Annotated in this window: 11 protein-coding genes; 3 read left to right on the forward strand and 8 right to left on the reverse strand. The window is 52.3% G+C overall.

The annotated features are described in order from the left end of the window. Positions 1–8: 8 nt before the first annotated feature. A complete protein-coding gene (locus H8L47_RS05220) occupies positions 9–1,085 on the forward strand; it encodes a sn-glycerol-3-phosphate import ATP-binding protein UgpC (RefSeq protein ID WP_186952171.1) in 1,077 nt (358 codons plus the stop codon). A gap of 23 nt (positions 1,086–1,108) precedes the next feature. Here H8L47_RS05220 and H8L47_RS05225 read toward each other — a convergent pair whose 3' ends face one another. Further along, a complete protein-coding gene (locus H8L47_RS05225; protein ID WP_186952172.1) occupies positions 1,109–1,345 on the reverse strand; it encodes a hypothetical protein in 237 nt (78 codons plus the stop codon). A 236-nt stretch (positions 1,346–1,581) separates the two neighbouring features. Here H8L47_RS05225 and H8L47_RS05230 point away from each other — a divergent pair, with 236 nt between their 5' ends. Then, complete coding sequence (locus H8L47_RS05230; protein ID WP_186952173.1) at positions 1,582–2,379, forward strand: helix-turn-helix domain-containing protein; 798 nt, start codon at positions 1,582–1,584, stop codon at positions 2,377–2,379. Here H8L47_RS05230 and H8L47_RS05235 read toward each other — a convergent pair. The 5 genes from H8L47_RS05235 to H8L47_RS05255 form a co-directional block, all read right to left on the reverse strand. After that, positions 2,352–4,607, reverse strand: a complete 2,256-nt coding sequence (locus H8L47_RS05235) for a patatin-like phospholipase family protein (RefSeq protein WP_186952174.1) — start codon at positions 4,605–4,607, stop codon at positions 2,352–2,354. The genes H8L47_RS05230 and H8L47_RS05235 overlap by 28 nt on opposite strands. A 156-nt stretch (positions 4,608–4,763) precedes the next feature. After that, entirely contained in the window at positions 4,764–5,309 is a 546-nt protein-coding gene (gene rimJ / locus H8L47_RS05240; protein WP_186952175.1) for a ribosomal protein S5-alanine N-acetyltransferase, read from the reverse strand. Positions 5,310–5,328: 19 nt separating this feature from the next. Then, positions 5,329–6,273, reverse strand: a complete 945-nt coding sequence (locus H8L47_RS05245; RefSeq protein ID WP_186952176.1) for a hydrogen peroxide-inducible genes activator — start codon at positions 6,271–6,273, stop codon at positions 5,329–5,331. Between the two features lie 287 nt (positions 6,274–6,560). After that, positions 6,561–7,472, reverse strand: coding sequence for an SDR family NAD(P)-dependent oxidoreductase (locus tag H8L47_RS05250; RefSeq protein WP_186952177.1), 912 nt, complete (start codon positions 7,470–7,472; stop codon positions 6,561–6,563). A 1,016-nt stretch (positions 7,473–8,488) separates the two neighbouring features. After that, on the reverse strand, positions 8,489–9,310 hold the full coding sequence (locus H8L47_RS05255; protein WP_186952178.1) for an SDR family NAD(P)-dependent oxidoreductase: 822 nt from the start codon (positions 9,308–9,310) through the stop codon (positions 8,489–8,491). Positions 9,311–9,450: 140 nt separating this feature from the next. Here H8L47_RS05255 and H8L47_RS05260 point away from each other — a divergent pair, with 140 nt between their 5' ends. Further along, positions 9,451–10,329: a LysR family transcriptional regulator gene (locus H8L47_RS05260; protein ID WP_186952179.1), complete on the forward strand. Its 879-nt coding sequence runs from the start codon at positions 9,451–9,453 to the stop codon at positions 10,327–10,329. Positions 10,330–10,353: 24 nt separating this feature from the next. Here the strand turns inward: H8L47_RS05260 and H8L47_RS05265 are convergent, their stop codons facing one another. Together H8L47_RS05265 and recG are read right to left on the reverse strand one after the other, a co-directional pair. Further along, positions 10,354–10,842, reverse strand: a complete 489-nt coding sequence (locus H8L47_RS05265) for a GNAT family N-acetyltransferase (RefSeq protein ID WP_186952180.1) — start codon at positions 10,840–10,842, stop codon at positions 10,354–10,356. 6 nt (positions 10,843–10,848) lie between these two features. After that, on the reverse strand, positions 10,849–13,005 hold the full coding sequence (recG, locus tag H8L47_RS05270; RefSeq protein ID WP_186952181.1) for an ATP-dependent DNA helicase RecG: 2,157 nt from the start codon (positions 13,003–13,005) through the stop codon (positions 10,849–10,851). Between the last annotated feature and the right edge of the window lie 163 nt (positions 13,006–13,168).

A 13,168-nucleotide genomic window follows, 5' to 3' on the forward strand; every position in this document is an offset into this window, starting at 1 on the left:
AATACCTTATGGCACAACTACACTTTAAAAACGTTACCAAGACTTACGGCAAGGGCGATAAGGCAGTTGCTGTCATCCATGGCATTTCCATGGATATCAACCATGGAGAATTCATCGTCATGGTTGGTCCTTCTGGCTGTGGCAAATCGACACTCTTGCGCATGGTGGCGGGGCTGGAAGAAATTACTTCTGGCGATATCGTCATTGGTGACAGGGTCGTCAATGAGCTGGAACCCAAGGACAGGGATATTGCCATGGTGTTCCAGAACTATGCCCTCTACCCGCATATGAGCGTGTATCAGAACATGGCTTATGGTTTGAAGATACGCGGTTTTTCCAAAGCCGATATAGAAACCAGGGTACAAAAAGCCGCGCAGATACTGGAACTGGGTGCTTTGCTGGACAGGACTCCGCGCCAATTGTCTGGCGGTCAGCGCCAGCGGGTTGCCATGGGGCGTGCGATTGTCAGGGAACCTGCAGTATTTTTATTCGATGAACCGCTGTCGAATCTGGATGCCAAATTGCGGGTGCAAATGCGTCTGGAAATCCAGCGCCTGCACAAGGCACTAGGCACCACCAGCCTGTATGTCACCCATGACCAGGTCGAGGCCATGACTCTGGGCCAGCGCATGATCGTCATGAATGGTGGTGTCGCTGAACAGATAGGTACACCGGCAGAAGTGTATGCAACACCAGCCACTACTTTCGTCGCCAGCTTTATCGGTTCTCCACCCATGAATCTCTTGCATGGCAAGCTCACAGAAAATGGCCGGCAAATGCAGATAGGTAAGGCTCTGGTGTCATTGCCGCTGGCGCAAAGCCAAGCAGAGTGCGTCGCCAATCGTGAACTGATACTGGGCGTGCGTCCAGAACATTTGTTCATAGGCATGCCAGGCTTGCCACTTGAAGTACAACTGGTAGAGTCGCTGGGGGCAGATTTGCTGGTCCATGGTCTATGCGGTGGTGAACCCATGGTTATACGCACACCTGCAGGCACGGCGGTGCAAGCAGGTCAACGCACATCGGTTGGCTTTGCGCCGGATGTCGTGCACTGGTTTGATCCAGTGACTACCAAACGCATCTGACGTAGTCAGGGTTGCTGAGTGACTCAGACTATCAGCGCAGCTTTGCGCTGCGGCTTTTGCTGTTGAAAAAATTCAGAGCGCGCACTGGCGCGACTGGGTGGTCCACTCAATCCATTCGCCTTCTCAAATGCTGGGACAGCTTTGCCTGTCTGCTGGCCACAAATGTAACCGAGACCAAACACGACAATAGTCAGGAGTAGCGCTGTGACATATCTGCGTATCGTGTCACTGCTATCACCCATATCGCTTCTTGTTTTCATTCCTGTTCCCTCTAGACTGAATCACCGCGGCTGAAATCGCCATTAACTTGGTCACAATCAGCGTATTTCAATTCTGATATTTCCCGCTATTGAACTTCACACCGTATTTGCAGGTCGAAGTGTCGCAATAATTAAAAAAACGTACCAGAAAATTGCTGAAAGAATTGTTATTCAGTATCTTTGGTGTTGAATTGCGATACCATTTGCAAAATTTCACATTTAGTCAGGATGTCCTCATGAGCTCACCCGAATTAGTCTTGAAAGTCTTGCGTTCTGAATTACGTGCAGCAGGCGTAACGTACAAAATGCTGGCAGAGCGGATAGGTATGAGTGAATCCAGCATGAAGCGCATGTTTGGGCAAAAGGATATGAGCCTGTCGCGCCTGGCGGAAATCTGCAAGGCGTCTGGCATCGCCATGGAAGATGTATTGCGCCAGGCCGCCGATGTCACGCCCCATGCCGATACCCTGAGCCTGGCGCAAGAACAATCGCTGATGGCAGACCCCAAGTTATTACTGGTAGCGATTTGTTGCCTGGGACACTGGACCCTGGAGCAGATCATAGAAACCTATCACTTGTCGGAAGCAGAATGCGTCTTGCATCTGATCGCCCTGGATAAACTGGATGTCATAGAATTGCGCCCTTTGAACCGCTATCGCCTGAAGGTCTCGCCAGCTTTTCATTGGCGTGCTGATGGTCCGGTACAGCAGTATTTCCGTGATGTGGTGGTAGGGGATTATTTTGCTGGCAGTTTTGATGGACAGGGCGAAACCCTGCTTTTTGTCCCAGCCAGAGTGTCATCGCATAGCGCCATGGAAATGGTGCAAAAGATCCAGCAGCTGGCAGCTGAACTGGCGCGTTTGCATCAGGATGACCGTCGTTTAAGGCCAGAAGAGCGTGATGGTTTTACCCTGCTGGTTGGTTTTAGATCCTGGGAGTTTTCTGCCTTTACCGCGCTGCGTCGCCCTGAGGCTGCAGCGCCAGTCAAAGGTTTGACTCACCAGATTCACCAGATGGGACCGAGGAAAAGATAGAGCGAAGAGCCATTGCCACGCGTTGCACCGGCACCAAAGAACAGCGGGCCAAAACGGGTATCGACAGATATGTGGGCGCTGCCGGCCTGTTTTAAATTTCCAAGCTTCAGTGACTGTCCGCGACCATAGTTGTTTCCTAACTCTGCAGAAAAACCTATTCTGATCGCTCCTCCAACTGCCGTGGGCAAGGATCCGATCTTGCGTGCGAGAACGACACGCGCAAAAGCCGAGGTACTCCCTTCAAGCGAATTATTTGCTGTGCCTGAAAGACGCAAGAAACCACCCAGTGGTGAGGGAGCGTTGCCCTGCATGGACTTACCCCATTCTCCGTACAGGTGGCCAGCCCAATCCCCAGACTGAAAGGCAGCCATTGCCAAGACTTCTGATTGTGCTTGTGATGGTCCAACTGATCCTTTTGCTGGCGAATGCTCGAAATAAGAATCCAACAAAACACCTCGGGTTGGATTGGCAAGTGAATCCAGAGTGTCCAGACGGAAGCGCAAGAATTGCGTGGTGCCATAGGCGCGCAAGCTGTCTTGAACCGTTATTGCGGGCAAGAGAATATCGACTTTGCCAAAACTACGTCTGACCCCTGCTTCTATATTGCCCCAGTTGTCAAGCTGGCGTCCAAACGCCAAACTGGCTTGAGTGCCACGCACACCGATACGCAGACTCTTGCGACCTTCGTCATACAAATCCACGGAGCGGCCATTGTATTCGAGAGACGGGGCGATATACCAGGGGGAACCAGTTGCCAGTGGTTGCCAAAATTGTGTGCCGAACTGACGTATGCTACCTATCCGTGCATGGCTCCGCAGTTCAGCACCGTAAGTATTGAGTGAAGATGCTATATGCAAGACGCTCAGGCCAAAGCGATTTTCGTCAGCAAAATCACTGGTCAGTTCCAGTCCAACACGCAGTCTGTTACGGCTGGAATTTGACTCTGATGGTTTAATCAATACGTTGCGCTTGCCATCTTCGTCAGAGATGATCGTTTCTATATTGTCTATGTCACCACGGCCATACAGCTTGGCGGATGCTTGCCTGATCTGCTCCTGGGATAGAGCCTGGCCGGGCTTCAAGCCAGTCTGCGCTATCAATGCCTGGGGATTGATATAGCGAGGACCTTCGACTTCGATTTTTGCCAGCGGCAGTTTATCAGTGGTTTTTTTTGTCGTTTGGCTAATATTGGAACGCTGCTCTTCAAAAATGGCGTATTGCTCTTCCGGTACGCGCAAGGCAGTCAGTTGCGCTGCCATTTTGTTGGCGGCGATTTCGCCTGCTTTTATGGATCGCTGAAATTGCCCAAAATCGAGAAAGCTGATGCCGGATAATTCTGGTGCTATCAACACGTCCGTCTTGCGCAAGTCCTTGATCGAGCGCTGCACATTTTGCTCAGTCAGGATTTGCAGCATTTGTTTGGTGACATCAATGGCACTATTGAGTTCGTTTTCCTTCGCAAGGGGCGTGCCGACATTGACGGCAATGATTATATCCGCACCCATGGCACGTGCCAGCTCTACCGGCAGGTTACTGACCAGTCCGCCATCAACAACCAGTTTTTGCTTGATACGCACAGGGGCAAAAACACCCGGCAAGGCGAGTGAGGCACGCATGCTCATCAGCAGAGGGGTGTCATTCAATTCCACCATCTCACCAGTCAGCAAATCAGAAGCGACAGACAGGAAGGGCAGTGCCAATTGATTGACTGGCTGGTCGCGCATGCCTTCAGGCATCAGGCGCGTCAGGGCGTTTTCCAGCGCGGCATTGCCTGCGGCTGCTGGCGGTAAAAATACGCCAGACTTGGTGACCGCAAATTCTATGCGTGAAGGCAGCATCAAGTCTTCTTCTTTACGGCGGAAATCCAGGTCATAGCGGGCCGGGCGGTCAGCCAGTACGCTTTCCCAATCGGTTTCACGGACGATTTGCTCCAGCTCATCCGCAGAGCGACCGGCAGCGTAAGCACCACCAACGACAGCGCCTATACTGGTGCCGACCACCATATCCACCGGTATGCGCATTTTGCGCAAGGCACGCAAGACACCTATATGGGCGAAACCACGCGCCCCTCCTCCAGACAAAACCAGGGCAACTTTAGGGCGGCTGGTCTCACCATGGGCCGCAGGGCTGGAATTTTGTGTGTCGCCAGTGGTTTGCGCAAGGCTGTCAAAGGTGAAAAAGCTGGCTGCTGCGCAGGCGAGTACTGCCAGGATCCGGGACAATGACATGAACTGAAGCTTTCTGTAGAAATGTGGTGAACTGGGTTTGTTGTGATAGACCCTAATTTCACCAGCGAGTTTCGCAAAAGACCGCAGTATATACTTTTCGCTCTACTCAAAGATGAGCAGTTTGCTAGGGTGTGACTGTGAGATTAATTGTCTCGCTCAGTTATTTTGATTGACCAGGGCAGTCAAAATATGGTCTCGCCAGATGCCACTAATCTTGAGGTAAGACTTGGCATAGCCTTCCTTCTCAAAACCCAGACGCTCCAGCAAGGCGGCGCTGCGCAGGTTTTCAGGCACGTAATTGGCCATGACGCGATGCAGGCCCTGTTGCTGGAACATGTGGGCAATGCCAGCCCTCACTGCTTCCTGCATATAGCCCTGGCCTTGCTGTTTTTCTGCAATTGCATAACCCAGGTGACAGGCATGAAATACACCCCGGACGATATTGCTGAAATTGCAAATGCCTATCATCTTTTCATCCATGCAAACTGCAAAATGCAAGGCCAGACCAGCTTCTATGAGGCGTGAGCTGGAAAGCAGCCGTTCTTCGCATTTTTCCAGGGAGAAAAAATCTTCGTCACGTACCGGTTCCCATGGGGCAAGGTGGCTACGGTTGAGCAGCAAATATTGCTGCATCATGGGGGCATGTTCGGGCATCAGTACCCGCAATTGCAGGCGTGCGGTTGCTATCACAACTTTGCTCATGGTACGGGGGGGATAAAAATTATTGAGTGCTGGGCGCTTCGTCCAGCATGGTGACGCCAGGCAGATCGCAAGCCAGCACAGCCTTGCGTATGGCTTCAATCGCCGCCTGACGGGTAAAACTCTTGCGCCATGCAATCACGACGCGACGGTCGGGTGCCGGTGCAGTAAAGGGCAGGTAGCGCAGCATGCCATCCTTGGCATCCATATCAGGTACTGAGGCCATCGGCAATACCGTGATGCCTATGCCAGAAGCCACCATATGGCGTATGGTTTCCAGTGAAGAGCCTTCAAAGGTACGGGCAATGCCATCACCAGCAGTCGAGTAGCGTGACATTTCCGGGCACACTTCCAGCACCTGGTCGCGGAAGCAATGGCCATTACCCAATAAGAGCATGGTTTCTGATTTCAATTCTTCGGCCGAGACTTCCTTGCGCTCTACCCATGCATGGTCACGCGGCATGGCAACCACAAAAGGCTCGTCATATAGCGGTTGTATCATCATGCCCTGGTCTGGCAGGGGCAGGGCCATGATGGCGGCATCCAGTTCACCCTGACGCAATAACTCCATTAGTTTGACGGTGAAATTCTCTTGCAGCACCAAAGGCATTTGCGGCACCTGCTGTATCATGGTTTTCACCAGGGTAGGCAGCAGGTAGGGGCCGATTGTATAAATAACGCCGAGCCGGAAAGGGCCAGCCAGCGGGTCTTTGTTTTGTTTGGCGATTTCCTTGATGGCAGCAGTTTGTTCCAGCACGCGTTCAGCCTGGGCAACAATCTGTGCACCCAGGGGGGTGGTCGAGACCTCGGTGCCACCACGTTCAAAAATGGTGACGCCCAGTTCATCTTCCAATTTTTTGATGGCGACAGACAGCGTAGGCTGGGCGACAAAACAGGCTTCTGCCGCATGGCCAAAATGTTTTTGCCGGGCTACGGCAACAATATATTTTAATTCTGTGAGTGTCATGCCGTTAGTTTGGCACAGACTGAGGGCAGCGTCAGCAAGAGCTTTGTACAGAGCGCAAATTTTTTCCTGAATTTAACAATTACAGGGGGGAGTATTTTCTGACAGTCATACTGTATATACGATATCTACCTGTTTTGGCACATACTCTGCTTGAAATTAAATTCTTTGTGAGTCGCAAACTGTTTGCATCATGATTGATCTGGCGCAGTGTCTTGAGCCTGATTTATGGTGCATGACAAAGGAGTAGCCGTGATGTGCTACTCCTTCTTGAGTCAACATGGGCAGGATTAGCCCTTGGTCTGGCTCATCGCCTTGGTCAGTTCCAGATGCCCTTGCGCTGCGCCGCTTTCTGGCACAGTTTCACCGTCTCGTTGACGAACTTCAGCCAGACGTGCTGCCAGTTGCTCAGGTGCATCATCGCCGCGACCTACCCAGACACCCTGTGTCAGGGTGATATTCGCGGCTTCAAAGCTGCCAGCGCCCGCACACAGGATGGCACGGCTTGGTGCCTGCTCAGACGCCAGTACCAGCATGGCTGGTACCACATCAGATGGTTGCAATGCAGCCAGGAATTCTGCCGGGAACAGGCTTTCCGTCATGCGTGTTGCCGCTGTAGGTGCCAGGCTATTGACACGAATATCATACTTTGCCCCTTCCAGCGCCAGCGTTTGCATCAGTCCAACCAGAGCCATCTTGGCGGCACCATAATTGGACTGGCCAAAATTGCCATATAAACCTGAAGAAGAAGTAGTCATGACGATGCGGCCATATTTTTGTTCTGTCATGATGGCCCAGACTGCCTTGCAGCAATGTACCGCACCCATCAGATGCACATCCAGCACCAGTTTGAAGTCGGCAATGTCTATCTTGGCAAAACTCTTGTCGCGCAAGATACCGGCATTGTTGACCAGGATATCAACCCGCCCCCATTGTGCCATGGTGTCTGCCACCATCGCTTGTACTGCGTCAAAATCGGTGACCGATGCACCATTGGCTATCGCCTCGCCACCAGCAGCACGGATTTCTTCGACCACGGCCAGCGCAGCGGCAGACGAACCGCCGGAACCATCCCGCGCCCCACCGAGATCATTCACCACCACTTTTGCCCCACGCGCAGCCAGCGCCAGCGCATGTTCACGTCCCAAACCACCACCTGCACCGGTCACGATGGCGACACGGCCTTTGAAATCTATAGTCATTGCTGATCCTTATGTAGTGTGTGCACGAGCCGGTGAGTTTGGCATTTATGCGTTTGTAGTCAGAAAAAGTCTGCGGGGGATTTTACCTTGACATGAGGTGGGGGCGGTAGTTGTGATTTTGACTATGGCATTGGGAGAATGATTTGCCAATGAGGATTTACACACCCAGCAAATTGATGCGGGTTTTCTCGGATGACTTTTGCCGGAGCGATTTAGGGTACTGTGCTGAACATCCTAAATGCGTCTTTCCAGCGTACTTTTGGCTGGAATCCACCGGGCTGGCGCTCCAGCGGCGTTTATAGCATATCGTACAGTGTATTAACTTCAGGATCGCGGTGTTTTGAATGGCTTGATTTTCTAATACCTATATACGTATTTTAAGATTGCAGGCCGGGGGTAGCCCGGCAGCTACTTCCTTTTCTTGCTTTCGCCAAGAAAAGGAAGCAAAAGAAGGCGACCCAGGCGTCGTCGCCCCATGAAGGGGGTTCCCGTTTATGCAGTACAAAAAATGGGAAATGCCCGAAACTCGCTACGCTCAAACACGGGCATTTCTAATCCATTTTCTGTACCGCACAAACGGCGTCGACACATGGGAACTGCAAACTTCAAAGACAACAGCAAAACCAAAATCTAGATTGATCAACGATACTCAACGATATATGCATAGCGCTTGCATTGACGTTGTAGTTGCAGTTGTTTTTGATCTTCATCCGCTTGGGACGATGTAATTTGTGTTTCACAGAAAATGGATTAGAAAGCTTCGTTGTTTGAGCGTAGCGAGTTTCGAAGCTTTCCCATTTTTTGTGATGCACAAATTATGCTGGAGCGTAGCGTAAGCACCCGCAGGGCGAGTCTGCGGTCGCCTTTCTTTGAATACGTTCTTTGGCGAAGCAAAGAAAGTATTTCGGCTGCCGGGCCGAGACCCGGCTTGTATCTACGAAGAGCAATCGTTTAAATAAAGATTCAAGCTTGCAGCAGATAACTGCATGCTGGATTTCTAATTACCCAAGCCGCCCTCAAACATGCTCTGCCACAAACCCATTAAACCAGGGACGCAAGCCGCCTATGGTAAAGCCGCCATCCACCAGCAAACTTTGCCCGGTCACAAAACGCGCATCGTCGGACAATAACCATAGCACTGCATCGGCAACATCTTCCGGCTGACCTATGCGCTGCAATGGGGTTTGCTTTTCAAACGGTAGTGCAGATGTTCTGGATGCCAGTACGCCACTTGCCATGGGGGTGGCGATGATGCCGGGGCTGACGTTGTTGATGCGGATTTGCAGGGGGCCGACTTCGACTGCTACCGTGCGCGTCAGGGCATCAAGGGCGGCTTTGCCTGCGGCATAGGCTGACAGGCCGGGCATGGCACCGTGAGCGGTCCAGGAGGAGGTGTTGACGATGGCACCGCCGACACAGGCTGCCTGCATGGCGGCGATTTCGTGTTTCAGGCAGGCGAAGACGCCGCGCAGATTGGTCGCCATGACGGCATCGAAGTCAGCCAGACTGGTTTCCTGGAAGGGCTGGAAGCCGCCGAGGATGCCAGCGTTATTCCAGGCCATATGCAAGCCGCCAAAGGTAGAAGCAGTTTTTTGTACCAGCGCCTGGACTTGTTCTGCATCAGAGACATCGGCGGGTATAGCCAGGGCAATACCTCCTGCTGCCTTGATTTCGTCGGCAACCAGATTAATTTCTGCAGGACGGCGGCCAGCGATGACGACATTGGCTCCTTCACGGCCAAAGCGCAGGGCGGCGGCTTTGCCCATGCCGGTTCCTCCGCCTGTGATCAGAACGGTGCGGTTGGCAAAGCGGGACGCAAGTGTGGTGATGGTAGTCATGGTGTAGCTCCAAAAAAGTGTGAGAGGTTGATCACTGTTTGTTCGCCAGTACATGGCTGCAAACAAGGCTCTATTCTTATTTGAAACTAAAATGAGATAAATGAGTCTATGATTGATACATCTATAATCAGGAGTGTTGAATGGATTTGCTGGACAGCATGAAGGTCTATGTTCTTGCCGTGGAAAAAGGCAGCCTGAGCAGTGCGGCCACGGCTAGCGGGATTTCGGCAACCATGGCAGGCAACCATTTGCGTATGCTGGAAAAGCGCCTGGGCATGCAATTACTGCAAAGGACTACCCGGCGTCAGCACCTGACTGCTTTTGGTGAGGATTACTATGCGCGTTGCAAGGAGATCCTCAGGCTGGTCGCTGAAACCGATAAGCAGGCACAAAACCTGCAACTGGCCCCGGCAGGCAAGCTGCGCATTACTGCGCCAGTCAGTTTTGGTACTGAGGCGCTGATGCCTGCATTGTCAGAATATCTGGCGCGCTATCCTGAAGTCAGCGTCGATGTGAGTTTGTCTGATCGCGTTATGGATATGCTCGAAGAGGGTTTTGAAGTGGCGATACGCATAGGTGATTTACCCGATTCAGCACTCATCGCCAAATCATTGCGCCCATATCGCTTGATGATCTGCGCCTCACCTGACTACCTGGCGCGCAAGGGCATGCCAGAAAAGCCAGAAGATCTGATGCAGCATGAGTGCCTGTCTTTTAGTCCGGCAGCCATTACCAACTGGCGCTTGCAAGACCGGGATGATATTTACCGCATCCCCGTTACCGGCAGGTTGCAAGTCAATCATGGCCAGGCTTTACGGGTTGCTGCCTTGCATGGCCTGGGCATCGTCTTGCAGCCAGCAATACTGTTGCAGGCAGATGTGAAGGCCGGGTTTTTGGTGCAATTATTTCCCGGCTATGAACTGCCCAGTCGTGCGCTGAGCGTGGTTTATCTGCAGGACAGATACCGCACGCCCAAGCTGCGCAGTTTTGTGGATTTCATGGTGGAGAAGTTTGGCTGATCTCCATCAGGCAATGTGATGAAATCAGGCTTGGCCAATTTTCTTTTGCATGATGATCGCGCCACCAAATTCCGGGTTTAATTCGTACGGTGCGAAGCCCTCTGCACGATATAGATTTTGCGCACGGGTATTCCCCTCCAATACTTCCAGCGTCATCTTGCAATAACCCTGTTGTTCAGAAAGTGCAGTCAGGTGCTGCATCATTTTATTACCTATGCCCTGATCACGAAAATCAGGGTGCACAGCAAAGTCATGGATGTTCAATAAAGACTTGCAGGCAAAGGTGGAAAAACCTTCTATGCAAATCGCAAAACCGGCAGCCTGATCATCCACATAAGCGAGAATGGCGCGCACGGTATTGCGTTTTTTGAGCTCGCTAATGAGATTGGCCTGTGCATAATCAGACAAGGCTTCGCCACCGCCCATGGGGTCTAGCGCGTACATATTGAGCATGTTGACCAGGTCTTTGGCATGTTGCAGGTTATTGACATCAACATCGACGATATTCAGCATAGGTTTTTATACTCGTAAAAATTCTTCTTTATATCCCAGCCAGCGTTCCAGATGAGCAGCAACGGTGACAGGGTCATTTTTTAATAATTCATCAGCCAGATTACGTGCCTTGTCCACCAGCCATTGATCGGTTTCCAGGTTGGCAAAGCGTAACATGGCTTCGCCGGATTGACGCGCACCGAGAAATTCACCGGGCCCGCGCAATTCCAGGTCCTTGCGCGCAATTTCAAAACCATCATTACTCTCGCGCATGGTGGCCAGCCTTTGCTTGGCAGTGCCACCCAGTGGGCCTTGATACAGCAACAGGCAGACGCTGGCTGCGGCACCACGGCCTACGCGGCCACGTAACTGATGCAATTGCGACAGGCCAAAACGTTCTGCATGTTCTATCACCATCAGGCTGGCATTCGGTACATCGACGCCAACTTCAATCACCGTGGTAGCCACCAGCACCTGACTGTCATTACGGATGAAGGCTTCCATGGTGGCGTGCTTTTCTGCCGGTTTGAGGCGACCATGTACCAGACCCACATTCAGTTCTGGCAGGGCGGCTGCGAGCATGGCATGGGTGTCGGTGGCGGTTTGCAGTTGCAGGGTTTCTGATTCTTCTATCAGCGGGCATACCCAGTAGACTTGCTTGCCTTCCTGCCCCGCTGCCTGCACGCGGGCAATGACTTCATCACGGCGATTCTGGTCGATGACGCGGGTGACGATAGGTGTGCGGCCTGGCGGCAATTCATCGATGATGGACACCTCCAGATCAGCGTAGTAGGTCATCGCCAATGTGCGCGGGATAGGCGTGGCCGACATCATCAGTTGATGCGGCACCTTGCCAGCCTCGGTCTTGTTGGCCAGGTTCAGGCGCTGGCTGACGCCAAAGCGATGTTGTTCATCGACGATGACCAGACCCAGCTTCTTGAATTGCACGCTGTCTTGTATCAGCGCGTGGGTGCCTATCACCAGTTGCGCTTCGCCGGAAGTGATGAGGGCATTGGCAGCGTCTTTCTCTTTTTTCTTCAGGCTGCCAGTCAGCCAGGCAGTTTTTACTCCCAGGGGTTCCAGCCAGGCAGCGATTTTTCTGAAATGCTGTTCCGCCAAAATTTCTGTTGGTGCCATCAGCGCCGCCTGAAAACCATTGTCTATGGCTTGTGCGGCGGCCAGAGCTGCAACAATGGTTTTGCCGCTGCCTACGTCACCCTGCAACAGGCGCTGCATTGGGAAGGCTTCACGCAGATCATCACGTATCTCGGCCAGCACTTTTTCTTGTGACCTGGTCAGGGAAAATGGCAGGTTCAGCAGGAAGGCATTGCTGAGTTCACCCACCACTGGCAGGGCATTCGCACCTTTGCTGCGGCGGGTAATTTGTGCGCGCTTCAATGACAATTGCTGGGCCAGCAACTCATCAAATTTCATGCGCTCCCAGGCCGGGTGTTCGCGTTCTATCAGGCTATGTTGGTCTACATCTGATGGTGGATTGTGCAGGGTGCGTATGCTGCTTTCAAAATCCTGCAAATGCAGGTCGGCCAGCCGCGCGGGCGACAGGGTGTCGCGCCAGTTGACGCGTGTCATTGCATTGGCAATGGCCTTGCGCAATAAAGCTTGTGGCACACCTTCGCCGGACGGGTAGACGGGCGTCAATGCTGTTGGCAAAGGTGCGCCTTCATTGACGATCTTGTAGTGCGGATGCACCATCTCTGCACCAAAAAAACCATGGCGTAATTCACCACGCGCCCGCACCCTTACACCTACGGCCATTTGCTTGGTCTGGTTGCCATAAAAATTCAGAAAGCGCAGCACGACTTGCCCGCTATCATCCGCAATGGTGACCACCAACTGGCGGCGCGGGCGGTACTGGATATCGCATTCTGTAACCACACCCTCAACCTGCAAACTGCTGCCACCGCGGAAAGAGGCATCGCGCATGCTGATAATTGCAGTTTCGTCTTCATACCGCATAGGCAGGTGCAAAACAAAATCTATGTCCTTGCGCAAGCCTAATTTGGCGAGTTTTTCACTGGCCTTGGCTGCAGTGTTAGCGGGGGTCTTGGCTTTTTTTGCAGGTTTTTTTGGGCTGGATTCAGGCAATGCATAGCCGCCAGCCAAGACTGCGTCAGCTTGTGTATTTTTTAACTCTGCACTTGCACTTTGGTCTTCAGCGGCCATGGGGTGTAAAATGGTGGGTTTTGCTGTTAGCTTACTTTTTTCAGGAAATTCACAAAACCTTGGGCTTCAGGCTGTTTGTCTGTGATCTTACCCGGGTTTGCTACGATAGTGTGCATTTTACTGGTATTTTATACAGTGTAAAGTAGCTTTATGTCTGTTTTTC

The organism is Undibacterium umbellatum, from assembly GCF_014284125.1.
Classification (GTDB): domain Bacteria; phylum Pseudomonadota; class Gammaproteobacteria; order Burkholderiales; family Burkholderiaceae_D; genus Undibacterium; species Undibacterium umbellatum.